This window comes from Vibrio natriegens NBRC 15636 = ATCC 14048 = DSM 759 (genome assembly GCF_035621455.1).
In the GTDB taxonomy this organism is placed as follows: Bacteria; Pseudomonadota; Gammaproteobacteria; order Enterobacterales; family Vibrionaceae; genus Vibrio; species Vibrio natriegens.
Genome location: NZ_CP141823.1, coordinates 241231 through 266963 on the forward strand (window position 1 = coordinate 241231; position 25733 = coordinate 266963).

19 protein-coding genes are annotated in these 25733 nt (G+C 44.6%); 9 read left to right on the forward strand and 10 right to left on the reverse strand.

The features are described 5' to 3' along the window. Positions 1–76: 76 nt before the first annotated feature. From nifK to VER99_RS15650, 4 genes are all read right to left on the reverse strand, one after another. Entirely contained in the window at positions 77–1648 is a 1572-nt protein-coding gene (nifK, locus tag VER99_RS15635) for a nitrogenase molybdenum-iron protein subunit beta (protein WP_014234004.1), read from the reverse strand. An 87-nt stretch (positions 1649–1735) separates the two neighbouring features. Further along, positions 1736–3202, reverse strand: a complete 1467-nt coding sequence (gene nifD, locus VER99_RS15640) for a nitrogenase molybdenum-iron protein alpha chain (RefSeq protein ID WP_014234003.1) — start codon at positions 3200–3202, stop codon at positions 1736–1738. 55 nt (positions 3203–3257) lie between these two features. Beyond that, positions 3258–4139, reverse strand: coding sequence for a nitrogenase iron protein (gene nifH / locus VER99_RS15645; protein WP_020333808.1), 882 nt, complete (start codon positions 4137–4139; stop codon positions 3258–3260). Positions 4140–4375: 236 nt separating this feature from the next. Then, positions 4376–6865 (reverse strand): molybdopterin oxidoreductase family protein, encoded by a 2490-nt coding sequence (locus VER99_RS15650; RefSeq protein ID WP_020333807.1) that lies wholly within the window; start codon positions 6863–6865, stop codon positions 4376–4378. A 389-nt stretch (positions 6866–7254) separates the two neighbouring features. Here VER99_RS15650 and cobA point away from each other — a divergent pair, with 389 nt between their 5' ends. The 6 genes from cobA to narL all read left to right on the forward strand — a co-directional run bounded on the left by cobA (position 7255) and on the right by narL (position 15251). Continuing rightward, positions 7255–8064 carry a uroporphyrinogen-III C-methyltransferase gene (cobA, locus tag VER99_RS15655; protein ID WP_024372592.1) on the forward strand — a complete coding sequence of 270 codons (810 nt, stop codon included), beginning with the start codon at positions 7255–7257 and terminating at the stop codon, positions 8062–8064. Positions 8065–8107: 43 nt separating this feature from the next. Then, positions 8108–10648, forward strand: coding sequence for a nitrite reductase large subunit NirB (gene nirB, locus VER99_RS15660; RefSeq protein WP_020333805.1), 2541 nt, complete (start codon positions 8108–8110; stop codon positions 10646–10648). Between the two features lie 35 nt (positions 10649–10683). Further along, the gene (nirD, locus tag VER99_RS15665) at positions 10684–11010 is read left to right on the forward strand and encodes a nitrite reductase small subunit NirD (protein ID WP_014233998.1); all 327 of its coding nucleotides are present in this window, start codon (positions 10684–10686) and stop codon (positions 11008–11010) included. A gap of 89 nt (positions 11011–11099) precedes the next feature. Beyond that, complete coding sequence (locus VER99_RS15670) at positions 11100–12569, forward strand: NarK family nitrate/nitrite MFS transporter (RefSeq protein ID WP_020333804.1); 1470 nt, start codon at positions 11100–11102, stop codon at positions 12567–12569. Positions 12570–12742: 173 nt separating this feature from the next. Then, on the forward strand, positions 12743–14497 hold the full coding sequence (locus VER99_RS15675) for a bifunctional protein-serine/threonine kinase/phosphatase (RefSeq protein ID WP_020333803.1): 1755 nt from the start codon (positions 12743–12745) through the stop codon (positions 14495–14497). Positions 14498–14606: 109 nt separating this feature from the next. Continuing rightward, positions 14607–15251 carry a two-component system response regulator NarL gene (narL, locus tag VER99_RS15680; protein WP_024372591.1) on the forward strand — a complete coding sequence of 215 codons (645 nt, stop codon included), beginning with the start codon at positions 14607–14609 and terminating at the stop codon, positions 15249–15251. Between the two features lie 176 nt (positions 15252–15427). Here the strand turns inward: narL and VER99_RS15685 are convergent, their stop codons facing one another. The 4 genes from VER99_RS15685 to VER99_RS15700 form a co-directional block, all read right to left on the reverse strand. After that, a complete protein-coding gene (locus VER99_RS15685; protein ID WP_020333802.1) occupies positions 15428–16288 on the reverse strand; it encodes a sterol desaturase family protein in 861 nt (286 codons plus the stop codon). A gap of 7 nt (positions 16289–16295) precedes the next feature. Continuing rightward, a complete protein-coding gene (locus tag VER99_RS15690) occupies positions 16296–17306 on the reverse strand; it encodes a DUF2804 domain-containing protein (protein WP_020333801.1) in 1011 nt (336 codons plus the stop codon). A 179-nt stretch (positions 17307–17485) separates the two neighbouring features. Further along, positions 17486–17953 (reverse strand): OsmC family protein, encoded by a 468-nt coding sequence (locus VER99_RS15695; protein ID WP_020333800.1) that lies wholly within the window; start codon positions 17951–17953, stop codon positions 17486–17488. An 81-nt stretch (positions 17954–18034) separates the two neighbouring features. Continuing rightward, the gene (locus tag VER99_RS15700) at positions 18035–18157 is read right to left on the reverse strand and encodes a membrane protein (RefSeq protein WP_020333799.1); all 123 of its coding nucleotides are present in this window, start codon (positions 18155–18157) and stop codon (positions 18035–18037) included. A 364-nt stretch (positions 18158–18521) separates the two neighbouring features. Here VER99_RS15700 and VER99_RS15705 point away from each other — a divergent pair, with 364 nt between their 5' ends. The 3 genes from VER99_RS15705 to VER99_RS15715 all read left to right on the forward strand — a co-directional run bounded on the left by VER99_RS15705 (position 18522) and on the right by VER99_RS15715 (position 23528). Then, positions 18522–21170 (forward strand): EAL domain-containing protein, encoded by a 2649-nt coding sequence (locus tag VER99_RS15705; protein WP_020333798.1) that lies wholly within the window; start codon positions 18522–18524, stop codon positions 21168–21170. A gap of 186 nt (positions 21171–21356) precedes the next feature. After that, positions 21357–22736: an NfeD family protein gene (locus VER99_RS15710; RefSeq protein ID WP_020333797.1), complete on the forward strand. Its 1380-nt coding sequence runs from the start codon at positions 21357–21359 to the stop codon at positions 22734–22736. A 9-nt stretch (positions 22737–22745) separates the two neighbouring features. Further along, the gene (locus tag VER99_RS15715) at positions 22746–23528 is read left to right on the forward strand and encodes a slipin family protein (protein ID WP_014233986.1); all 783 of its coding nucleotides are present in this window, start codon (positions 22746–22748) and stop codon (positions 23526–23528) included. A gap of 99 nt (positions 23529–23627) precedes the next feature. Here the strand turns inward: VER99_RS15715 and choV are convergent, their stop codons facing one another. Both choV and choW read right to left on the reverse strand, forming a co-directional pair. Beyond that, positions 23628–24812: a choline ABC transporter ATP-binding protein gene (gene choV / locus VER99_RS15720; RefSeq protein ID WP_014233985.1), complete on the reverse strand. Its 1185-nt coding sequence runs from the start codon at positions 24810–24812 to the stop codon at positions 23628–23630. A 2-nt stretch (positions 24813–24814) separates the two neighbouring features. Further along, positions 24815–25657 (reverse strand): choline ABC transporter permease subunit, encoded by an 843-nt coding sequence (gene choW / locus VER99_RS15725; protein ID WP_024372589.1) that lies wholly within the window; start codon positions 25655–25657, stop codon positions 24815–24817. Positions 25658–25733: the final 76 nt, after the last annotated feature.

Consider the following 25733-nt stretch of genomic DNA (forward strand, 5'->3'; position numbering starts at 1 on the left):
CTGTTGTGGTTTAATGCTATCCACATGGAGCCCCCTAGTACCAGCCCTCTGTATCCAATCCTTTATGGCTTATGATTTAGCGAACCAAATCAAAACCAAGGTCGGTTTTACCAAGCGTCATGGTGTCACGGTCAAGTTTGGCTAGTACTTCATTAACCAGTGTCGTCAGGATGTACATCGCACCTTCATACCCAAGCGTTGTGCTGCGATGGAGGTGATGACGGTCGAAGATTGGGAATCCAATGCGAACCAAAGGAACTTGGAACTCTTCACCTTTCGCTTTGGTATCGCGCTCAATGAACTTACCGTAAGAGTTGCCAATTAGCAGATCTGGCTTATCGGTAAACATCAGTGAACGCAGATGCCAAAGATCTTTGCCCACTAGAATTTCTGCTCCCTGACCGTAAGGGCTGTCTGCCAACATAGACTCCAGTGCTTTGCGCCAGCGTTTATTACCGTTGTGACACAGTACATGTTTGATTTCACAGCCAAGTTCCATCAAGAACTTACACATACCAGACAAGTAATCCGGATCACCATAAAGCGACACTTTGACACCATGTAACCAGGTATGAGAGTCGGTCATCATGTCGACCAAACGGCCTCGCTCTGTACTCAATGACTCAGGGATCGGTTGTCCAGTTAGCTCAGAAACTTTCATTAAGAAATTGTCTGTCCACTCTAAGCCCATCGGAATATCCAGCGCTGGCACATCTTGTTTCCAGGTCGTTTCGACAAATTTTTTCGTTTTTGGTAACTGTGTTGGAGTGAGAAGCAGCGTGGCTTTTGCGTTAGGCGCGCGCTTAACTTCATCGACTTTGGTACCACCCGCGTACATGCGATATTCACCATCTGCCGGGGTGTCTAAAACCTCTGACGGATCAGAAAGCATCTGATAATCGACACCCATCTCACCCAACATACGGTGAATAACGCGGTAATTACCTAAATAGGTTTCAAAGCCAGGGACAATATTGAGAGCGTTGGTTGAACCTGGTGTATAGGTTTCGCCGCTGTTCACAGTAAAGTAACGTAATACCCCCTCTAACATTCCATCCCAACCATTGGTGTGGCTGCCGACGAAACTTGGTGTATGAGCAAATGGTGTCGGCACAGAAGCAGGTAGGTAACCGCCCTCTTTCGCATTACCAATAAAGGCATTTAAGTCATCACCAATAACCTCAGCCATACATGTGGTCGATACCGCAATCATCTCTGGTTTATACAGGGCATAAGCATTTTGCAGACCATAAAACATGTTGTTTTGGCCACCAAATACGGCTGCATCTTCCGTCATCGAGTCAGACACACAGGCAACAGGTTCTTTAAAATGACGGTTAAAATACGTTCTAAAATACGCCACGCAACCTTGTGAACCGTGGACATAAGGCAACGTTTTTTCAAAGCCGAGTGCACACAATACAGAACCAAGGGGCTGACACGCTTTCGCTGGGTCGATGGTAATGTGTTTACGATTAAAGTTGAGCTCTTGGTATTCCTTCGTCGTGGTCCATTCAAACACTTCTTTCACTTTGTTTGCTTCAACAGCTTCCTCAAAGTGACTGCGTTTATTCGCGAGCAACTCTTGGTATTCTGGCTCTTGAAACAGTGAATAACCCGCTTTGATCTCTTCAATATTCTGAGTCATAGTTTCTCTCCTACCGTGCCACTAATCTGTGAACGCCGGTTCGGTTAATACAATTGGAAATCCCTTCCCACATTAGCGTTAAGTGCTTTAAGCTGTTTTCGCTAACTCAACAGCATCTTGGCTTTTCCAAGGAGCGGTTAGGTTGCTCCAACAAGGGTTATTGATTGTCATATCCATATCGCGAGCAAAGATCGCGAAACCATCCACGCCGTGGTAAGGACCTGAGTAGTCCCAGCTGTGCATCTGACGGAATGGGAAGCCCATTTTCTGGAATATGTACTTCTCTTTGATACCCGAGCCGATGAGATCAGGTTTCAAACGTTTCACATACTCTTCAAGCTCATAAGAACTCGCGTCATCGAACAATAAGGTGGCGTCTTTCATTTCCGGTGTGGTTTTGACGTAGTCATCGTTGTGCGCAAACTCATAACCTGCACCGACGATTTCCATACCCAAATCTTCATAGGCTCCGATAATATGACGAGGTCGCAGACCACCGACGTAAAGCATCACTTGTTTGCCTTCAAGACGAGGGCGATACTTCTCAATTACTGCGTTCCATTGTTCTCGGTAACGGGCAATAACTTCTTCGGTTTGTTGCTGGATTTTTTCATCAAACAACGCTGCAATCTTGCGCATGGATTCTTCAATCTTGGTCGGGCCAAATAAGTTGTACTCAATCCAAGGAATGCCGTGTTTTTCTTCCATGTAACGAACGATATAGTTCATAGAACGGTAACAGTGCACTAAGTTGAGTTTTACTTTTGGCGTATTTTCTAGCTCTGGTAACGTACCGTCGCCAGACCACTGAGCAACAACTCGAAGCCCCATGTCTTCCAGGATGATGCGAGATGACCAGGCGTCCCCACCGATGTTGTAGTCACCAATAATCGCGACGTCGTAGTCGGTCGATTCAAACTCTTTATCAGCCGAACCGTCGAGAACATAATCACGCAACGTATCATTCGCGATATGGTGACCAAGTGACTGGGAAACACCTCGGAAACCTTCACAGCGAACCGGAACGATTGTCTTGCCTATCTCTTGCGATTTCGTTTTGGCTACTGCTTCGATATCGTCACCAATAAGACCAACCGGGCATTCAGATTGAATACTGATGCCTTTAACCAGCGGGAAAAGTGTCTCGATTTCATCAATCGCGGAAGCCAATTTTTTATCGCCGCCAAAGACAATATCGCGCTCTTGAAAGTCTGTGGTGAAGTTTAACGTGCCAAAACTATCGACACCTGTCGTACCCGAGTAATAGTTTCGGCGACCAGCTCGTGAATATTGACCACAACCAACAGGACCATGCGAGATATGAATCATATCTTTGATCGGTCCCCAAACCACACCTTTGGAGCCAGCATACGCACAACCACGTACTGTCATAACACCAGGTAAGGTCTTACGGTTTGAAGTAATGCATTTACTGCTGTCTGCCGAGCTGTCGTTAACCGCGACATGCTTTTTACGGTCAGCTCTGGCGACTTCCGGATACACCTCCAGCACTTCATCGATAAGCGCCTGAGTTTGCTCTTTATTCATCGTCATAATTTGTCCTTATCCATTAGGATTCAATGTAACGCTCTAGAGTCTTAACGTTTAATTAAGCAGCCTCTTCCTCATCAGCCGTCTTACCGATGATTGATTCATCTTCGACTTCCATGATGCCGAATTCCATAAGCAGATCTTCAAGCTCATCCATGGTGCATGGCTCAGGGATAACGAATTTTTGGTTCTCGATAACTTTCTTAGCAAGAGTGCGGTATTCGTCCGCTTGGTTACATTTAGGATCGTATTCGATAACGGTCATACGACGAATCTCTGCACGTTGTACGATGTTGTCACGAGGAACGAAGTGAATCATTTGAGTACCGATCTTAGCTGCCAGAGCCATGATTAACTCATCTTCACGGTCAGTGTTACGAGAGTTACAGATTAAGCCCGCAAGACGAACATTACCTGACGTCGCATATTTACAGATACCTTTAGAAATGTTGTTCGCGGCGTACATCGCCATCATTTCGCCTGAAACAACGATGTAGATTTCTTCTGCTTTGTTTTCACGAATTGGCATCGCAAAACCACCACATACAACGTCACCCAGTACGTCGTAGAATACGAAGTCCAAGTCGTCCTCGTAGGCTCCTTCTTCTTCCAAAAAGTTGATGGCCGTGATAACACCGCGACCCGCACAGCCAACACCTGGCTCTGGACCGCCTGACTCAACACAACGAACATCGCCGTAACCGATTTTAAGTACATCTTCTAGTTCGATGTCTTCAACCGTCCCCGCTTCAGCCGCCATCTCCATGATGGTATTCTGTGCTTTGGAGTGTAGAATCAATCGGGTTGAGTCGGCTTTAGGGTCACAGCCAATGATCATGACTTTCTTCCCTGCTTCAGCAAGCGCCGCTACTAAGTTTTGAGTTGTAGTCGATTTACCGATACCACCTTTACCGTAAATTGCACATTGACGAATTGCCATGGTCTATCTCCTTTTTAATTTAGACTCATGACCGTTGTTGCGAAATGTATACCAACCATCAAAAATACAATATTTCAATAACTTACGTATAACTTTCTGTATGTAAGAAAAAACAAACAACTGACATTGTTTGTTTTAGTACAAGATTTGTTTGTCGTGATTGAATGACTGAACAGGTTGGAAAAAGAAAAGAGTAACAGAAGACGACTGTTACTCTTGGTGTTCCTATGGGTGCGCTAATTCCCCAATAAAGCATGCAGAGAAGAACCCTCGTCAGCGCTGCTGTTGAACAACGCACTCAACGCCTGAACTTCCTGATCGCTTGGCTCATCTTTCGTCAGTTTATATAACGAGGTAACTTTGTTTTCGACGACTGCCGCCATTCCTTTTATGGATGAATCATCGCGGCAAATGAGCTTATCAGCAGATGACGAACTCGGTAATAGTCGTTCAATTTTCATCTGTAGCTCATTAATCTCCATCGGTGAACGAATACGATATAAATAGCCGCCATCTACTTTTTGTCTGGCGACGTATCCAACAACACCTATTAAAATAGCGTCTTTGACCAATACGGTAGCACTGGTCTGATAGTCATAAGGCTTTATATCTACAGGGGTGTATTTAAACTCAGGTTGACCAGACAAAGTATCCGTTCGCGAATCAACCAGAGCGCAAGGCTTACTTAACGGGCCTGTAATTTCATTCCAGTGAATAGGAACAAACAGCTCGCCTGGCTTCATAGTGTCACTGGTAACAACCTTAACAACACACTCTCCGTTGTTATTGAACACAACCACCATTTCGTGATTAGAAAGACCATACTGCATCGCTGTTTGAGGATGGATCAAAACGTAAGGTTCACTTGCATGCTCAGCTAAACGACTCGATAACCCTGTACGAGTCATGGTGTGCCATTGATCCCGACTCCGACCCGTATTCAAAACTAACGGGTACACTTTCGTTGTTGATGCTTGCGGCGCTGTATGTTTTACCGCGATAAAGTTAGCACGATGATTCTCGGTAAAAAATCGTTGATCGGCAAACATTCTCTGATTCACCACCTGATGTTGTTGATGTTCTACCGGCCACTGCTGGGGAGTGAGCGAGTTGTATTCGGAATCAGTAATCTCAACAAGGCCAGCTAAATTGAGGTCTCGTTGTCTAGCCTTTTTACTTCCGTGGTCTGCGTTACCTAAGGCCGTAAGTTGAGCATACTCGCGGAAGATTTCTCCTTCATGTAAGTAATCAAACGCTTCTTTAAAGCCAATTCGTTGTGCGACTTGAGAGATAATCCACCAGTCCGGTTTGGCCATTCCTGGACTGGCTAACAGTCGGCGTTGTCGCGAGATTCGACGTTCGGAGTTGGTCACAGTGCCCGATTTTTCACTCCAACCTTGCGCAGGTAGCAGGATATCAGCGTAAGGCGTCGTCGCCGTGTTCTCAACACAATCCGAAACCACCACCAAAGGACAGTTTTCCAAAGCTTGTTTAATTTTGTCGCTATCAGGAAGGCTCACAACCGGGTTTGTCGCCATGATCCACACCGCTTTAATTTCACCACGATGAATAGCATCAAACATATCAATGGCTTTTAGGCCTGGTTTTTTCGCTAATGTGTCGGTTTGCCAAAAATCTTCAACACGGTCAATATCATCAGGATGAAATTCCATGTGCGCGGTCAGCGTATTCGCCAGAGCACCAACCTCGCGACCTCCCATCGCATTGGGTTGTCCGGTAACAGAAAAAGGGCCAGCGCCTTCTTTCCCAATCTTTCCCGTCGCTAAGTGGCAATTTATGATGCTGTTTACTTTGTCGGATCCCTGAGAGGACTGGTTCACCCCTTGCGAGTAAATCGTGATGACTTTTTCTGTTTGGGAAAAGCATTCATAGAATTCCTGAAGCGAAGCCAAATCAATGCCCGTCACCTCGCTTACCTCGGAGCCGTTTAGTGCAGACTGGTATGCCTCACTAAAACCGTTTGTCGCTGCGCTAATAAAAGCGTGATCAACTAGATTATGCTCACCAAGGTGCACCAATAAACCATTAAAAAGCGCGACGTCTGAGCCAGGATTAATCGCTAGATGTAGGTCTGCAATCTCGCAGGATTCATTACGGCGTGGGTCGATGACTATCACTTTTAGATTGGAGTTGGTCTGTTTAGCGGCTCTCAACCGTTGAAATAGTACCGGATGACACCAGGCCAGGTTAGAGCCAACCAAGATAACCAAGTCAGTTTTCTCAAGATCCTCATAGCAAACGGGAACGGTATCCATTCCGAAAGCACGCTTGTGTCCGACAACCGTAGACGCCATGCACAAGCGAGAATTACTGTCGATATTCGCGGTACCAAGAAAACCTTTTATGAGTTTATTCGCGACGTAATAGTCTTCTGTTAACAGTTGTCCAGAAACATAGAACGCCACAGAATCCGGACCAAATTGTTCTATCGTATCCGAGAAACCTTTTGCTACGCGGGAAAGAGCCTCGTCCCACTCTGTATCACACCAATCACCCGCTTTTGTTTTCAGTTTGGGAGCCAGTAAGCGGCCGTCATGAATGACGGTGTCGCCCAAAGCAATGCCTTTAGTACATAATTTTCCGTAATTCGAGGGGTGCTCCTTATCGCCACGGACTTCTAGCAGTCCATTAGACATAGGTCTGGCTTCAATACCGCACCCGACGCCACAATAAGCACACGTTGATTTAATCCATCCTTCGCTCATACCCACTAGTCTCCAAATTTCCTTTTAGGAACCTAGGAGCAAAATCCATTCCAAATACCACTAATTTATAATTTTCAATTTTTTATTGTTTTATTTCATAATCTTAATTTACCACCTAACCCTAAAGTGGTAGATGGCAATTCCCCTTAAAACTACCACCTTTTATGTATATTTACCTATTTTGATGCAACCTTGACCATTTACCACCTTCGTCTACCACTTTTGGTAATCACCTCTCTTTACTTTACGCCAACACCCAACACAAACTAAAAACTAATAACCTATTGTATTTTAGTTACTTTTAATTAATTTCAACAAAAATAAATCATACTGGCATTCATATTGCTTTGTGGCTAACAACTAGCAAAATCACATTCGAGGCAATGATGATGAATACAGAACATTCAGTTATTGGAAATGTATCCTTAGTAGGCGCTGGGCCAGGTGATCCAGACTTACTTACCGTTAAGGCGCTTAAGGCGATTGAGCATGCAGATGTCATCGTGTACGACAACCTAGTAAGTGAGGATATACGTGCTCTGTTCCCTTCCCATTGCAAGCTTGTTTATGTCGGAAAAGCAAAAGGCTGCCATAGCTATAAACAGGAAGAAATCAACCAGTTAATCGCTAATTTTGCGCTCGATGCAAATAACGTATGCCGTGTAAAAGGCGGAGACTCGTTCGTGTTTGGGCGTGGCGGAGAAGAAATGCTATTTCTCACCAAACTGGGAATTAGTGTCAACGTAGTTCCGGGCATTACCGCCGCTTCAGGATGTTCAACTTACTCCAACATCCCCCTAACCCACCGAGGCTTAGCGCAGGGTTGTACATTCATCACCGCTCACGCGGATAAGAAGCTTGAAATTAACTGGTCTGCGCTAGCCCAACTCAACCAAACGTTGGTCATTTATATGGGCCTGACCAAAGCGCCACTCATACAGCAGCAACTAACCAGCTCAGGTATGAACGCCGACAAACCAGTCGCGATTATTGAAAACGGCTGTACGCCACAACAAAGAACGATCATAGGCGAGTTATCCGAGCTATCCGAATTGATAACGCGTCATTCAATAAAGTCTCCGGCCTTAATTGTAATAGGTGACGTTGTCACCGTATCAAGCCAAATGCATTGGTTACAACAACTTAATAACAAGAATATGGAAGTTCTTTCCGAATCAAGTTTACGTAGAAGCGCCTAATTACACGGCCATGAAAAGTCAGAATCACTAAGGGAATGAGATTATGAGTAAGCAAAAAATCATTGTGGTCGGTAACGGAATGGTTGGCCATAAATTTATAGACACGTTGATCCAGTCTGAACAGAACAACATTGAAGTCGTGACATTTTCTGAAGAGCCACGTCTGGCTTATGACCGTGTTCAATTGACCTCATACTTTACAGGCAAAACAGTCGATGATCTGTCGTTAACCAGCGAAGGTTACTACCAGTCAAACGGCATTAAATACCTGCTGAATGAGAAAGTGAGTCAAGTAAATCCAGACGACAAACAGATTGTCACTTCTTCAGGCCGTGTAGAAAATTATGACAAATTGGTGCTTGCGACAGGTTCGTACCCGTTTGTGCCACCAATTCCTGGTAATGAAAAAGAGTTCTGCCATGTCTACAGAACCATCGAAGATCTGGACGAAATCGAACGCTCAAGTAAAGAAAGCAAAGTTGGTGTGGTGATTGGTGGTGGCCTTCTGGGTCTGGAAGCAGCGAATGCCATCAAAAACCTAGGGCTAAAAACGCATGTTGTTGAGTTTGCCCCACGTCTAATGGCTGTTCAGCTTGACCAGGACGGTGGTGATTTACTTCGCCGTAAAATTGAAGCTCTGGGTGTTACCGTTCATACAGAAAAAGCGACTACAGAAATTATTGATGGTAACGAATGCCGTTACAGAATGAATTTTTCCGACGGCACTCATATTGATACCGACATGATCGTCTTTTCGGCAGGTATTCGCCCACAAGACGAGTTAGCTCGTAATAGCTCCATAGAGATTGGTGAGCGTGGCGGCATTGTGATTAACAATCACTGTCAAACTAACTACGACGATATCTATGCGATTGGTGAATGTGCATTGTGGGAGCAACGTATTTTTGGCCTGGTAGCGCCAGGCTACCAAATGGCGAAGGTTGCAGCTCAACATATCCTTAGCACTGATGAAGCAGCCCAATTTATGGGCGCAGATATGAGCACCAAATTGAAATTAATGGGTGTCGATGTGGCGAGTATTGGTGACGTCCATGGCCAGACTGCAGGTGCGCTGTCTTACACATACAAAGATGAAATTGAACAAGTTTACAAACGCCTGATCGTCTCTGAAGATAAAAAGAAAATTGTTGGCGCCGTCTTAGTCGGTGATGCGACTGCCTACGGAAATCTGTTACAGATTCGCCAGAACGATCTTCCATTACCAGAGAACCCATCCGTGTTAATTCTGCCTAACGTGGCTGAAGATGAATCTGCTGGTCTGGGTATTGACGCTCTGCCTGACAGTGCTGTTATCTGTTCATGTTTCGATGTGACCAAAGGCTCGATTAAACAAGCTGTAGCTGCTGGCTGCACAACAATGGCGGCGCTAAAAGAGACGACTAACGCGTCAACAGGTTGTGGCGGTTGTAGTGCACTGGCAAAACAAGTACTCGACAGCGAATTAGAAAAGCTAGGCGTGGAAGTGAACAACCATGTTTGTGAGCATTTTGCTTATTCTCGTCAGGAACTCAGTGATCTTATTCGTGTAAACAAAATCAAAACGTTCGAAGAGCTGTTAGAGCAATACGGTCAAGGACTCGGCTGCGAAGTCTGTAAACCTACCGCAGGTTCTATCTTAGCTTCCTACTGGAACGACTATATCTTGCACGATGATCATATTGAGCTTCAGGATACCAACGATATTTATCTTGGTAACATGCAAAAAGATGGTACCTACTCTGTCGTCCCAAGAGTCGCAGGTGGTGAAATTACCCCTGAAAAACTCATTGTAATTGGCGAAGTCGCTCGTGATTTCGACCTTTATACCAAAGTCACTGGTGGCCAGCGAATCGACCTGTTTGGTGCACAGCTCAATGACTTACCTTTAATCTGGAAACGACTCGTTGATGCAGGCTTTGAGACTGGCCACGCCTACGGTAAATCCGTTCGTACCGTAAAATCCTGCGTAGGCAGCACTTGGTGTCGTTACGGCGTTGGCAATAGTGTCGGTTTCGCTATCGATTTGGAAAATCGTTACAAAGGCCTTCGCTCCCCTCACAAGCTCAAATTTGCTGTATCTGGCTGTACCCGTGAATGTGCTGAAGCCCAGTCAAAAGATATCGGTGTGATAGCGACAGACAAAGGATGGAACCTCTATGTCTGTGGTAACGGCGGTATGCGCCCTCGCCATGCCGATTTACTGGCCACAGACCTGGACGACGAAACGTTAATTAAGTATGTCGATCGCGTTCTGATGTTCTACATCCGCACCGCAGACAGACTGCAGCGCACTTCCGTCTGGCTTGAGAACCTCGAAGGCGGCATTGACTATCTCAAAGAAGTGGTGATTGACGACAAACTTGGGTTAGCAGATGAGCTGGAAAAATCGATGCAAGACAGCCTGGCAAATTACCAGTGCGAATGGAAAACCACCTTGGAATCTCCAGAGAAACTGCGTCGATTCAGCCATTTTATTAACAGCCCTGATCGTGATGAATCACTTCAGTTCGTTACTGTCAGAGAACAGAAATTTCCGAAAAACACAGCAGACGAGCTTGCTATCGAAGTGGTCGAAGTTAGCTGATACCAATCTAGATATTTAATTTTAGGAGAATCGATATGAGTAACTGGATATCAATCTGTGAATCAACTGCCATCGCACCCAACACCGGAGTTTGCGCCAAAGTAGATGATAAACAAATCGCGGTGTTTTTCAGCCAGCGCACTAACTCTTTGCACGCCATTTCTAACTTTGACCCTATTGGTAAAGCCAATATTTTATCGAGAGGGATTCTTGGTTGTGTGGGAGAGATATTGTGTGTTGCCTCGCCTTTATACAAACAACATTTTTGTCTGGAAACAGGCAAATGCATCGAAAACCCAGAGTATAACGTGCCGATTTATGAAGTCCGAAATAACAACGGCATGATCGAACTGAGACAGTAACGAGAAGCAAACGCCAAAAACTGTGGCATTGCCTTAACAACACAATCAAGGCAATGCCTTCGAAATGAATCTTATAAGGATTATTGAACATGGAAAGCTCAAAATTCACCCTCTTTTCTTTTAGTGGAAAAATGAAGATCCTCCATTTAAGCTGGATGGCATTTTTTATTACCTTTGTTGTTTGGTTTAACTTTGCACCGTTGCTACAAATGGTCAAAGAATCACTTGGCCTTTCAAGCCAGGAAATTAAAACCTTGTTGATTCTAAACGTTGCACTGACTATCCCAGCGCGGGTACTTATCGGCATGTTTACCGATCGATTTGGTCCGCGAATTGTGTATTCAGCACTGCTGGCTATCTGCTCCATCCCATGTTTCATGTTCGCCTTTGCAGATTCGTTTATACAAGCAGCCATTGCACGATTCCTGCTTGGCTTTATTGGTGCAGGTTTCGTTATCGGTATTCGTCTTGTTTCTGAATGGTTTCCGCATAATCAACTCGGAACCGCGGAAGGCATTTATGGTGGTTGGGGTAACTTTGGCTCTGCAGCAGCCGCATTTACACTACCAACTCTAGCATTAGTCTTTGGTGGCGAGGACGGCTGGCGCTATGCGATCGCTTTGACGGGTGTAATGAGCCTTCTGTTCTCTGTTGTGTTTTACAAGAACGTATCTGACACACCAAAGGGCGCAACTTACTTCCGACCTAAACACTTGTCAGCAATGGAAGTGACATCAAAAGGCGATTTCTTCTTTCTTTTAGCGATGAAAGTACCAATGTACGCTGTACTCGCACTACTGGCGTGGAAGTTGTCACCAAGCAATATCAATATGCTTGAACAAGGTGTGGTAAACGCGATTTACGCGGGCCTCGCGTTGCTTTACGTCATCGACGCTAATCAGGTTTGGAAGGTCAACAAATCGATTTTCAAAAAGCCCGTTGAACCTATTCATCAGTACAAGTTCAAGCAAGTAGCGGTTCTAAACGTCCTGTACTTTGCAACATTTGGCTCAGAACTAGCCGTGATCTCCATGTTGCCACTTTTCTTTTCTGAAACCTTTGAACTATCACCGGTCGTGGCAGGCATGGTGGCATCCGCTTACGCATTTATGAACCTGATGTCGCGTCCGGGTGGTGGTCTAATCTCAGATAAGTTTGGTCGTAAACTGACACTACTAATTCTGACAGCAGGCCTTGCCGTAGGTTATTTCCTGATGGGACAAGTCAATGAAAGCTGGCCAGTTTGGTTAGCTGTGGCTGCTGCAATGTCTTGTTCATTCTTTGTGCAGGCAGGTGAAGGCGCGGTATTTGCAACGGTTCCACTTATCAAGCGTCGAATGACAGGGCAAATCGCAGGTATGACAGGCGCGTACGGCAATGTTGGTGCGGTGACTTATCTGACCATCTTGTCGTTTGTCTCATACCAAACCTTCTTCTTCGTGATTGCTGGTACTGCAGTGATCGGGTTTGCTGCTCTGATGTTTATGGAAGAGCCATCAGGAAAAATTGCAGAGGTTAACGAAGATGGTAGCGTCACTCTGATTGATGTGTCTCACTAAATTGCATCAGTATTAGAGGTTTATCGGGAGATATTGAGCTTTACTGATTTATATATGCAAAGAATCACCAAATTAAGTAATGCCTCAATATCGTTCAAGAGCTCGACCAGTTTTGGTTGGGCTTTTGTTCTTGTTTCTTTTTATTGTGGGAAAGTGCGGCAAGGAAGGTATCAATGTTAGTTCAGGAAAAGTCAGCTCAAGAAATACAACATATCGAATTTTCCGGATGCTCTTTGATGGGTAAACGAGACGAAAATCAAGACGCCTTTATCGTCAAGTATCCAACGACTCGTGATGAGTTGATTCACAAAGGGGTTGTGGCTTGTATTGCTGATGGCGTGAGTTGCAGTAATCAGGCACAACAAGCCAGCCAGACCGCCACCACTCAATTTGTTACCGATTACTATGCGACGCCCTCAAGCTGGAGCATTAAACGTTCTGCGATTGAATTACTCACCAGTTTAAATAGTTGGCTCTATAGTCAGGGCAAAGATCAACTTTACCATAATGGCATGGTGACGACTTTTAGTGCCATTGTGATTAAATCCAATACTGGATACATTTTTCACGTTGGTGATAGCAGAGTGTATCTCTATCGCGATGACACACTGACTCTTCTAACCCGGGATCATCAACGCACTAATTTCGGCCACCAAAGTTATCTGACTCGAGCCCTTGGTATGGATGAAAAAGTCGAAATCGACTTTCTCACATTAGCGCTCAAAGAAAACGACACCATCGTTTTAACCACAGATGGGGTGCATGAGACCTTAACTCATGAGGAAATCAAACAACAAATTAGCAGCGCAGACTCCTCTGAAGCCCTTTCACAGGCTTTATGTAACAACGCTTTATTCAAAGGAAGCACTGACAATGTAAGCTGTACCGTATTGAACGTAAAAGAATTACCCAGCTTCAACTTGACTGAATACCAAACAGCCTTGCTCGCGAACAACATTCCACCAGCATTACACCAGGGTCAAAGCCTGGATCATTTTGAAATATTAGATACCCTCTACGAAGGCCCACGCAGCCACGTCTATCTCGCTTTTGATCGACAAAAAGGTGGCAATGTTATTATCAAAGCGCCCTCACTCAATTACAGTGACGATCCGGAGACATTAAAACGATTTGCCAACGAGCAATGGTTCTCGACTCAGTTGGACAGTCGCCGAGTAATGAAAATGTATCCAAGGCCCGTTCATTCAAAATTCATCTATCAGGTTTGCGAGTACATTGAGGGAATAACGCTGCGCCAATGGATGCATGACCACCCTAACCCACCTTTGGATTCAGTGCGTGAAATACTGGATGGCATCGTAAAAGCAGTTCGGGTTTTCCAACGTGCGGATATGGTGCATCGCGATTTGAAACCCGAAAATATCATGATCACACCAAATCGTGAGGTAAAGATCATCGATTTTGGTACGGTTGAGGCAAAGGGCCTGCGCGAGATACAACAAGAAGAAGCCACGTCGTTTCCGCTTGGATCGGTCAACTATACGGCTCCCGAGTACATCAATACTGGGGAAGCGAGTACACTCTCTGATCTCTTTTCTATCGGCATTATCGGCTACGAAATGCTCACCGCTCATCTGCCATATAAGGAACATTCACAGCAAACACTGCAGCAGGCTCGGCACGTAAGGTGGGATTACCACTCGATAAAAGAGTATCGGGAAGATATTCCGCTATGGGTAGATCTCGCGTTTAAAAAGGCGACCGCTGAGATCCCAACCAATCGGTATCAGGCTCTTGGTGATTTTATTGCTGATCTTTTCACGCCAAATACCCAACTATTAAACGGTGTCGACAACAAACCTTTATTAAAGCGCAACCCCATTTTATTTTGGAAGTCCCTTGCTTTGCTCGCTTGCACTGCTGCAGTGCTTGAAGGGCTACTTTTACTGCGCTTTACCCCCAATTAACCGCAAGAAGTAAGAGAATTTTTCCGAAGCTAAAAATAATTGTAGATTTAGTGTCCCTAAATCATGATGATAAAGTAATAAACACATGGAAGCGTTAAAGGAGTTAACGGTGAGCTCAGAAGAAGCAACGATAATGTTGGTCGACGATCACCCGCTATTTCGCAGTGGGTTGCGACAACTGATTGCCTTGGAAGAAGGTTTGCAAGTGATTTGTGAATACAGCAACGGGACTGATGCAATTGAAGGTGCCGTAGAGCATGATCCGGACTTGATTATTCTCGATCTTAACATGCAAGGAATAGACGGATTAGAAACTGTTCGCCAAATGAGAGAAAAAGGCGTCACCTCACGTGTTGTGATGCTGACCGTTTCGGACAATGAAGATGATGTTCTTAACGCAATTTCAAGTGGTGCGGATGGTTATCTGCTGAAAGACATGGAACCAGAAGACATTGTGACTAACATAAAGCAAGCCGTACTAGGACAACTTGCCTTGTCTGACAGACTGACCAAAGTACTGCTTCAGTCATGCAATAAACCGAAAAAACCTGCGCAAGAAAGCCCTCTCAAAACGCTCACCAGTCGCGAACTTGAAATTCTATCACTCATCTCTAAAGGCATGAGTAATAAGCTCATCGCTCACGAATTGAGCATCACAGACTCGACAGTAAAAGTCCATGTCAAAAATCTTTTGAAAAAGCTCAACGTCAGTTCGCGCTTAGAGGCCGCAGTCTGGATGATAGATAACCAATAGCTCGGTCTTTAAATGACGACTTGCAGGAATTGAAAACCTAATAACACCATTCTAAATTCAGCATGATCACATCGACCTCAACGGAAAGAGGCTTAAGGAACAATACCAATGTGACGACTAACACCGCATTCACTTACATTGGATATAGACGACGAAAAGGCGATAACTTTACCTTACTATGAGTCCGTGGAATCCGTTGGTGGTGAAAACAAACATTGCCAGCGTTGACGCCACGTTAGCGAGGGCTGGCAGACGTCTCGAAGCATATCCTGCCACTCGGCAAAGGTCACTTTTATAGGGTTAAAGCTGTTCACTGGTTTAGATATCCCATAACGTACCGTTTCGACCTCTGGCTCAAAAGAACCAAACATACGATCCCAGATGATAAGTACGCCCGCATAGTTTTTATCTATGTATTGTCGATTGATACCGTGATGTACACGATGATGAGACGGGGTATTAAATACCCATTCCAATGGACCAAGCGAGCGTATCGACTGAGTATGAACAAAAAACTGTAACCCCAGATTGAGCAATACCGCGAAGATCACCCATTTCGGTTCAAAGCCTATCACCACTAAAGGCAACCAAAAGATCCACATACCGGCAAGCGGATACATTAAGCTTTGACGAAAGGCAGTACTAAAATTCATTCTTTCAGAGCTATGATGGACAACATGAGCCGCCCACATCCAGCGAATACGATGGCTAGCGCGATGAAACCAATAATAGAAAAAATCTTGAAGAACCAAGAGCATTAAGAACGTAGAAATACTGATTTCAATGTCAAATAAGCGCCAGCCAAAAAGCCATAAATAAAGTTGAGAGATAAACAAACCTGCGAGAATATCTGTCGCTTGGTGAAGACCGGCCAATACAAAATTACATGTCACTTCAGGTAGGACATAAGTTGCGTTCTTCGGTAAACGATCTCTGCGCTGGCCGAACCAGTACTCTGAGAATATGCAGAGAAAAAATATTGGAGCCAGAATCAAAAGCAGCAGCTCAGGACGCTCCATCAATATTGACCAATCCATCTATTTGCTACCATTTTGCGTAGTGATCTTCGGTTAAGCCGACGACTTCATTCAACTCATGCTTCTTGCCATTTCCATCAATGACAAAGCCATTAAAATGTCCCATATATTGACGAAAATTACTTTTGAGAAGCCAGAAATTCTTTCTTTCTGAACGACAGTTTAACGGCGTGAAATTGAGTTCAACTCGCCCATCCTGAGAGGTGATTTTCCATTCTTCATGTGGGTTATTGCGTGAAAAATGAAAGTGCACCGGCGCCAGCAAATGACGCTCACCATTCACCCAAAGCACATTTTCGCAATAGCCCGTTTCGTTGACACCCACGGCGAGATTAAGACCTAAACGATCGGAGTCTTGCATATGGTTGATACTCGCCCATCGCCAACTTGTTTCTCTTCGCATGTATCCTGCCGAAAAATCGTACCCTGCAGAAACTTTACTCAGATCTTGTTCTTGACCCAGAATAAACAGGTTACCAGCGACCGATAAGCCATTGTGCTTTTGCGTATACGTCCAGCCTGAGTAACCCGTTGGCGTGCATAACATCAACGGGCTGCTTTGGGGTTCAGGATGTAAGCTGATTACCGCATTGACTGAGCCAGACACAAAATGGACGTGCCACGTACCTTCCTGGATGGAAAACTGGATCGCGTCATCCGCCAGAGTCGCGGAGCTTGACCAACTTGATGGCTCAGTTTGATAACCAAGATTGAAAGGTTTCAGCCACTGCTGTTCAACGAGTTCGTTGTTTTTAATGTCATAAAGATAACAAAAACCGGAGGCCAAATAACGAATATCAGCGATCGCAATGCCTATGAGATACTCAGGAGTAACCAGAGAGACAAACTGGAATTGCTTGTAGCCGAAATACTTACGCAATCTCGACGCAGGTCGGTCCATCTCATTCCGGTATTCGAAGCGATCAAGCTGTAACGATTTAGGCATGGCTTCAAGATGACCAAACGTTGGGGTGCCGTCCGTTTGAATAAACGACTCCAGTGGGGTGCGGCTCGTCATGTCTTAATCTTGTCGGGTTAACATATGCAAACAATAACATTAATTTAACAAATGACATTTGCGCTGACGCACAACAATGTCATTTCGTCTCATCGACATAAGCTGACATTGTCGCGTGCGTTTCAGTGAATTTAGCCGATGTTATCTAGGCAATACCCAAAATGAACGGTGAATTTCGGTTACGTAAGAATATTTGTTACTACTTCAGTTTTTACAGAGTTAGCAATAAAACAGTTTTCATGCGCCATATGATGCATTTTTTCTAACTGTTCTTGCGTGGGCTGTTTGTCGCCCGAAAACACGATGCTGGGATTCAGCTCCACACGAGAAACCCACTCTTTACCATTGTCCCCTTTTGTGAGCTCACCTTCAGCAGCGTCAACATAAGAGTCAATGACATACCGACGTTTGGCGGCTATCGATAAAAACACCAACATATGGCAGCTCGAAAGTGCCGCAACAAACGCTTCTTCTGGGTCGACGTTTTCCGCCACGGATAGAGGAAGAGGTACAACATGAGGGGACGGAGAAGCAGGCACCTGCAAGCCACCGTCAAACGTCCACGTATGCGCGCGACTGTATTGATTATCGCTGAAAATCTCGCTTGCTTGGCGTTGCCACTGAATAGTGGCAGTATGCTTACTCATACGAACTTCCTATTTATTTGAATATCTGCGTATTGCTCTAATGTGTGGCAGGTGTTTGAGCGACCTGCCATAAGGTTCAAATTAGTTGAAATATGACAAGAGTCGATGGAACCAAGTGACCTCTCCATAGGCGATCAAATCATAAATGGTAAAGAAGATCATACAGATAATGGCTAATTTGGCTAAACGGTAAACAATAAACATGACAAATTCCTTTGTTTTTTGACAGTTTACTATCACCTACGCTATTTATAAACTCAGATGAACATTCGTTCTCTTTTCATAAAAAAGCATGAATAGCGCCGAGTATGCAGAAAAAGGTTATTAGGTGGTTTTTATGGGGATCTATATGGTTAGTAGCCAGACGAGATTATGCAACGACACTGTATAACTATTTCTCTAACTCATTTTTAACAATTTGAACTTACGTCAAAAAAATATAGTATTAGATGCCATACACTTGCAAAAAACTTATACCTATTACCATTTTTTAATGCAAACATTTCGCTTATCTAACTTAAATCTCCGCTATAAGACCGCTTTATACTTCTCACTTGGTTTGCTTGGAATGGTACTAAGTTGTTTATTTATCGTTCGTTATTTTTTCCTGTACAGCGTCAATCAACTAGAAGACATGGAAATAAACCATGCAAACCAGCAAGCACTCGCTGTGGTTGATTTAATGGTCTCCCAACAGACGACTAACTCTTATGACTGGGCATATTGGGATGAAACTTACGATCTGTTTCTAGAAGATCCCGACATCGCAGGTTACACCGAGCGAAACCTGTATATAGAAACGCTTAATTCATTGAATTTGGACATGATGTCGTTTGTCACGCTGTCAGGCCAAGAATTACTCTCACTGGCTCGAGAAAAGTCGTCTACGTTATCGACTAAAGCTGTGCATCATCCGCTCATTCAACAACATATAGCGTCTATGAATCAAAAGTCGGATGCACATCCAACTCACCTTTCTGGGTTATTGAAAATTGATCAATCCATCTGGGGGCTTAGCTTAACCCCGGTAAAAAACAGTGAGAGTAATAGTGCATCAAATGGCTGGTTATTGTGGGGAAGAAACTTAACGTCGCGCTTTCCCGGTGACTTTGATTCTATTCTATTCGCTCAAAACTCATTAATCCCCCTACTATCGTCGGGGGCAGATAATAACCTTATACGAGACATTGAAAAATCTTCGAACTCTATAACCAAAGCTTCGCTACTGAATGACATTGAAGGTTCCCCTATTGCATGGGTAGAAACGGAGATGAAACGTGATTACTACTCTAAAGGTAACGCACTGTTTCTCTACTTATTCGCGACTGTCGGGGTAGTGGCATCAATCATAGCAATGGCCACATTTTTCATTTTCAGAAAAAAAGTGTCAGCTCGATTTAATCACTTCGCTGACAATATGTACAAAATCGCGTCGGAATATAAGCTTGAAGGGGTTCAATCAATAAGCGCTGACGAACTGGAACTAGCGTCTAAACTGGTGCAGAAGCTTTCTGACAATACGTCGATGACACAATCGAAGTTAAAGGATTCAATGCATAACTTCAGCGCGTTGTATCATAGCTCTTCGCTGGGTATGCTTTTCGTGATTGAGCGTGAAATTGTCGATGCCAACCCACGAGCGTTAGAAATGCTTAATCATCAAAAGCCGGATTTGATTAAACGCCCACTCAATACCCTTTGCTCCGTTCATACTAGTGAATCCCAACTTGAAGAGATGCTGATCGAGTTAGAAAACGGCAGAACTTTGTTTGAAGCGCAACTTCTCGACGGTCATGGCGATACTATTGACTGTCTAATTGAAGCGGCACTGATTCAGCACGATGGTCAGAGTGCGATCATGTTATTAATTCAGGATATCCGGGAAACAAAGCAACAAGCGGAAAAAATTCAACAGTTGACCGACTTAGACCCTGTGTCGGGTTTCTGTAATCGCCCAGTGATAGCTGAAGCGCTTGATAAACTGGTACAAACACAACCCAACCAGTTTTCGTTCATTTTCCTCAAAAGTAAACAGCTAAAACAAATTGCAGAAGTATACGGGCACTTTGTCTTTGATGAAGCAATCCAATACATTGCAAAGATACTGAGAGAGCACTTAGGAGCTTTTCAAATTGGCCGAATCAGCGAGAACGAGTTTATAGTACTCATCCCACGAGAGGCCAATCATAGTGAAGTCATAGAGGCGACCAACCGCCTACTACACCAACTTTCTTATAAGGTGGTATTTTCTGGTATTACCGTATCACTCGATACTAAAGCAGTGATGATGGATCCGAAGATCACCCACCAGCCTCTTGAACATCTACTTTTGGCTGCGCGTCACTCAGCACAATCAATTCGTGGGCGTCAGGCTCGCGAAGTTTTCGTTACTGATGAAGCGCTATCTGTCCAAGCAGAAACCTTGAACATCATTAACCGTGATTTAGAAGAAGCAATACAACAGAACGACATCATTCCGTATTTCCAGCCAATTGTTGATGCAAAAACCGAAGAGGTGATTGGCTTTGAGTCACTTGCTCGCTGGCAACACCCGGATCTCGGCATGGTGTCACCGACCGTTTTTATTCCTATGGCTGAGCAAGGCAAATTGATTATTGAGCTTGGGGAATCCATCCTCAAGCAATCTTGTGCGTTTATTGGACAACTTAACCAAGTTCGCCATGCTAAAGGACTACCACAGCTTTCGGTTCACATTAACTTAAGTGCCCGTCATTTTTATCACTCAAGGCTTATTTCATACCTTACGACGCTGATTGATGAGTACCAAATCTCTCCAGGAAGTATTGTGCTTGAAATTACCGAAAGCATGTTAATGGGGACTGAAGCCGACTCGATTCACTGCATTAATGAGATAAAGCGCCTCGGCGTTCTACTTGCGCTGGACGATTTCGGTACTGGCTTTTCCTCATTCAGCAGTATCTGCAACTTCCCACTGGATATTGTTAAATTAGACAAGTCCTACGTTGATGAAATTGAATTTAATGACCGAGCCAAAACACTGGTACGTAACATCGTCAATATGTCGCAGGAATTAGGATTAACGATCGTTGCTGAAGGCGTAGAAACAGCAAGTCAGGTGCGTAAGCTCAAAGTCTGGAACATCAATAACCTACAAGGTTTCTATTTTTACAGACCGATGCCAATGGATGCTGTACTTAAAACGTTCTCTGGTCATCAGGTCAGCGAGTTGCTCTGATAGAGGGGAAAATGGCTCCAACTCTTTCCCCGCTCCTTGTTATCCTCTGTTCAACCGTATCGGGTTGTTCAAACTGCCATCCGATTAAATAAATCTATAACGCTGTGCTCATACTGTCCTGTTACTTGCGTATATACTTTAAATAAGCTTTTCAATAAGTCCCTGTCACTGCACTAGGAGGACTGTATGAAATGGATACGAATATGGCTATTACCGCTTGTCCTGATTGCTAGTCAGGCATTGGCTAACACGGTATGGATCGTCCCGGTTAACGGTGCTATTGGTCCCGCTATTAGCGATTACCTTTCCAGAGAAATAGAACAAGCCCAGCAGGAAAACGTCAGTTTAGTCATTTTAAGGATGGACACACCGGGCGGACTGGATAGCTCGATGAGAGACATTATTCATGCCATCACTACTTCCTCCATTCCCGTCGCAACATGGGTTGGACCATCGGGTTCTCGAGCGGCCAGTGCAGGTACTTATATTCTTCTTGCCAGCCATGTCGCAGCAATGGCAGAGGCTACAAATCTTGGCGCTGCTACCCCTGTCGCATTGGGTGGTGGGGCACCAGGAGCCCCTTCCCCTGGCGATGATCAAAACGAAAAAGCCAAAGACCAACAAGAAACTGAAGATGGCACCTCTGAAAAAGTTCCGGCTAAAACAGCGATGGAAAAGAAAGTCATCAATGACGCCAGAGCATATATAAAAGGGTTGGCTAAGCTTCACGATCGCAATGCTGAATGGGCAGAAAAAGCCGTGAGTGAAGCGGCAAGTCTCGACGCTCAGGAAGCGCTAAAACTGAATGTCATTGACTATATAGCAAATTCACCCGAAGAGCTGGTTCAGACTATTAACGGAACAACCGTTAAAATAAACAATCAGCCCGAGACATTATCATTGGAAAACCCTGTCTGGGTAGAAAGAGTCCCTGATTGGCGTGCGGAAATGCTTGCCGTCATCACCAATCCCAACGTTGCTTACATTCTGATCCTTATTGGTATCTATGGTCTACTTTTAGAGTTCTACAATCCCGGAATTGGCTTACCCGGCGTATTAGGTGGCATCTGCTTGCTACTTGCGATGTACGCACTACAGATGATGCCCGTTAACTACGCTGGTCTGGGGCTACTACTACTCGGCATTGCGCTAATGATTGCCGAAGCATTTAGCCCGAGTTTCGGAGTTTTGGGCTTGGGGGGTGTGGTTGCCTTTATTCTCGGTTCGATATTCCTGATGGACAGTGACTTACCGGGTTTTCAAGTCGCATTGCCTTTAATCTTTGGCCTTGCCATTTTTTCAGTTGCGCTGATCATTCTGACTGTCGGCATGCTAGTGAGAATACGCCACCGAAGGGTCACGACTGGTCTTGAAACCTACCCTGGCAAACAAGCAGTGGTAAGCGATGATTTCATTGACGGTGAAGGTCGCGTGCAAATGGATGGCGCATTTTGGACCGCCAAAGATGAACTAAACCAAGGACTCAAACAAGGTGACCAAGTTACCGTTGTCAATGTGAAAGGGCTAACCTTAACGGTAAAGCCAAATGACCGCCCTAATGAATAGGAGGCGAATATGTTGCTCTACACTGTTTCTGTAATCCTGGTTCTGTTGATCGCACTAGCGACACAAATTTTCAAAGTTCTGCGCGAGTACGAACGTGGCGTAATTTTCTTCTTGGGTCGATTTCAAGAGGTAAAAGGCCCTGGCCTGATCATCTTGATTCCCTTTATCCAACAAATGGTGCGCGTAGACCTGCGAACTGTCGTTCTCGACGTCCCGACACAAGACCTTATAACGAAAGATAATGTGTCTGTTCGCGTAAATGCTGTAGTCTATTTTCGCGTCGTCGATCCGCAAATGGCCATCAACAATATTGAGAGCTACAGCGAGGCGACCAGTCAGTTAGCGCAAACAACGCTTCGTTCAGTATTAGGTCAGCATGAGCTAGATGAGCTCCTTTCCGAGCGAGAGCGACTCAATAAAGATTTGCAGTCCATCCTCGATCAACAAACGGATGACTGGGGGATTAAAATAGCCACCGTTGAAGTTAAACATGTCGATTTGAATGAAAGTATGGTTCGAGCGCTTGCTCGTCAAGCCGAGGCGGAGCGTAATCGTCGTGCAAAAATCATCCATGCGACTGGTGAATTAGAAGCGTCTAACAAGTTAAAAGAAGCGGCACAAATGCTAAATGAAGCACCAAATGCCTTGCAATTGCGCTATATGCAAACGCTAACTGAAATTACCACAGATAAAACTTCGACAATTATTTTCCCGATGCCAATTAATTTAGTTGAAGCGGTACAAGATATTGCGAAAGCAGTGAATAAGGACAAAGAAAAGAAAGAGCAATGAGCACAGTAAATTGAAACTAATTTCGGCTCGATAGACAAAAGCCGCAGCGTACCAAAGCTGCGGCTCTTTTTATTCTCCGAACTTTATGTTCTGGAGTTATCAAGCCACTTTATCTGACCTGAAGTTACCCAGTAGTGCATTGTACAACTCATTGTCGCTCAATATGCCGACCAACTGGTTATCTTCAACCATCAATAAAGGCTGGTTACTGCGCTGCTTAAGCTCTATCGCTTCACGCATACTGATATCCGGGCTAACCTGAACCAACGTATTTTCTTTCACATCATCAAGGTTCGATGATTCGCTATCCCAAAGGATCAACAGCTTATCAGTATCAATTAACCTCAATCCTTTCGGATCTTGCGACACCCAAATGTCTTTATCAGCACAGATGAGAACACGTTCTTCTTGACGTACCAGAGCATCACATGACTGCATTAAAGAACGGCCTTTAAGCACGTTTAACGGGTTAGTATGTGCCACGAAGTCCGCCACATAATCGTTTTCTGGTGTCAGAATGATCTGTTCTGGCTTTCCATGCTGAATCAGTTTGCCCGATTCCATAATGGCAATGTTGTTACCAATTTTAAGTGCTTCATCCAAGTCATGACTTACAAATAATATCGTTTTATTCAGCTTCTCTTGGAGCAAAATCAGTTCATCCTGAAGCTGCGCACGAATTAATGGGTCAAGTGCTGAAAACGGTTCATCCATCAATAAGATGTCAGTGTCCATCGAAAAGGCGCGAGCCAAGCCAACACGCTGCTGCATACCGCCAGAAAGCTCATGAGGAAACTTGTTTTCCCACTCTGACAATCCCACCATTTCTAACTGTGCACGTGCTTTTTCACGACGCTCAGCTTTGCCAATGCCTTGCATCTCCAGTCCAAACGCCACGTTATCTAAGACCGATAACCAAGGCATCAAAGCGAACTTCTGAAATACCATAGAAACACGATGAGTACGTAAATGGCGAAGCGTCTGTTCATCACAGTTCGCGAGTTCCACCATGTCGTCACCATCTTTGATTTTCAGTGAACCACGGGAAATGTTATTTAACCCGTTCACGGTGCGAAGTAAGCTGGATTTACCCGAGCCCGACAGGCCCATCAGTACACAAATTTCACCCTGTTTAACGCTCAATGATACGTTATCAACCCCGACGACCTGACCAGTTTCATCGATAATTTCTTGTCGCGATTTACCTTGGTCTAGCAGGTTCAGCGCTTGCGTTTGCTGTTGACCAAAAACCACATCAAGGTTTTCAATAGTAATTGCGTCCATGATTACGCCTCCTTCTGGTTTGGTGCTTTACACAAGCGATCGAGGATGATTGCCACAAGAACAATCGCTAATCCTGCTTCAAAACCTTGTGAGATGTTTACGGTGTTTAGCGCACGTACAACCGGCTTACCTAAACCGTCAGCACCCACTAGCGCCGCAATAACCACCATTGAAAGAGACAGCATGATACATTGCGTCACGCCTGCCATGATGCTTGGTAATGCCGCAGGTAACTCCACCTTAAACAGCAGTTTCATACGGCTTGCACCAAACGCTTTACCTGCTTCCAACAACTCTTCCGGCACTTTAATGATGCCCAGATAAGTCAATCGAATTGGAGCCGCAATGGCGAAGATAATGGTTGAGATAAGCCCCGGTACGATACCTAAACCAAACAGAACCAGTGTCGGGATCAGGTATACAAACGTTGGTACGGTTTGCATCAAGTCCAGAATCGGTCTGAGTAATGTATATAACCAAGGACGATGCGCAGCCATAATTCCTAAAGGCACACCAATTAATACGGAAATCGTCGTCGCAGCAAAAACAAGGACAAAGGTTTCCAGCATCTCTTGCCAATAGCCAAGGTTGAGAATCGCGAGTAACGCAAGCACGACAAATACAACAAGAGGAATACTACGATGTAGGAACCACGCGATTGCCGCCGTCATAATGATTGGAGCCGCAGGTGGCATCCATTTGAAAATATCCACCACAAACATAATGATGGTTTCAAGTGTAATTGAGATAGTATCAAAGAACCCAGACGCATTGATGGTTAACCAATCAACACCCGTTTCCATCCACTGCCCTAATGGTAGTTTGTTGTCCGTAATAATATTCACAATAAACCCTTTGTGTTAATGAAGTGGGCATCACCGCCCACTACTATCCCCAAATCGTTACTCAAGTTGAGTTTCT

Excerpts from the sequence above, each read along its gene's own strand:
- VER99_RS15705 (WP_020333798.1), top strand. The coding sequence starts at position 18,522 with ATGGTACTAAGTTGTTTATTTATCGTTCGTTATTTTTTCCTGTACAGC.
- VER99_RS15710 (WP_020333797.1), top strand. The coding sequence starts at position 21,357 with ATGAAATGGATACGAATATGGCTATTACCGCTTGTCCTGATTGCTAGT.
- VER99_RS15685 (WP_020333802.1), bottom strand. The coding sequence starts at position 16,288 with ATGGATTGGTCAATATTGATGGAGCGTCCTGAGCTGCTGCTTTTGATT.
- cobA (WP_024372592.1), top strand. The coding sequence starts at position 7,255 with ATGAATACAGAACATTCAGTTATTGGAAATGTATCCTTAGTAGGCGCT.
- VER99_RS15690 (WP_020333801.1), bottom strand. The coding sequence starts at position 17,306 with ATGACGAGCCGCACCCCACTGGAGTCGTTTATTCAAACGGACGGCACC.
- nifK (WP_014234004.1), bottom strand. The coding sequence starts at position 1,648 with ATGACTCAGAATATTGAAGAGATCAAAGCGGGTTATTCACTGTTTCAA.
- VER99_RS15695 (WP_020333800.1), bottom strand. The coding sequence starts at position 17,953 with ATGAGTAAGCATACTGCCACTATTCAGTGGCAACGCCAAGCAAGCGAG.
- nifD (WP_014234003.1), bottom strand. The coding sequence starts at position 3,202 with ATGACGATGAATAAAGAGCAAACTCAGGCGCTTATCGATGAAGTGCTG.
- VER99_RS15670 (WP_020333804.1), top strand. The coding sequence starts at position 11,100 with ATGGAAAGCTCAAAATTCACCCTCTTTTCTTTTAGTGGAAAAATGAAG.
- VER99_RS15700 (WP_020333799.1), bottom strand. The coding sequence starts at position 18,157 with ATGTTTATTGTTTACCGTTTAGCCAAATTAGCCATTATCTGTATGATC.
- nirD (WP_014233998.1), top strand. The coding sequence starts at position 10,684 with ATGAGTAACTGGATATCAATCTGTGAATCAACTGCCATCGCACCCAAC.
- VER99_RS15715 (WP_014233986.1), top strand. The coding sequence starts at position 22,746 with ATGTTGCTCTACACTGTTTCTGTAATCCTGGTTCTGTTGATCGCACTA.
- VER99_RS15675 (WP_020333803.1), top strand. The coding sequence starts at position 12,743 with ATGTTAGTTCAGGAAAAGTCAGCTCAAGAAATACAACATATCGAATTT.
- VER99_RS15650 (WP_020333807.1), bottom strand. The coding sequence starts at position 6,865 with ATGAGCGAAGGATGGATTAAATCAACGTGTGCTTATTGTGGCGTCGGG.
- nifH (WP_020333808.1), bottom strand. The coding sequence starts at position 4,139 with ATGGCAATTCGTCAATGTGCAATTTACGGTAAAGGTGGTATCGGTAAA.
- nirB (WP_020333805.1), top strand. The coding sequence starts at position 8,108 with ATGAGTAAGCAAAAAATCATTGTGGTCGGTAACGGAATGGTTGGCCAT.
- choV (WP_014233985.1), bottom strand. The coding sequence starts at position 24,812 with ATGGACGCAATTACTATTGAAAACCTTGATGTGGTTTTTGGTCAACAG.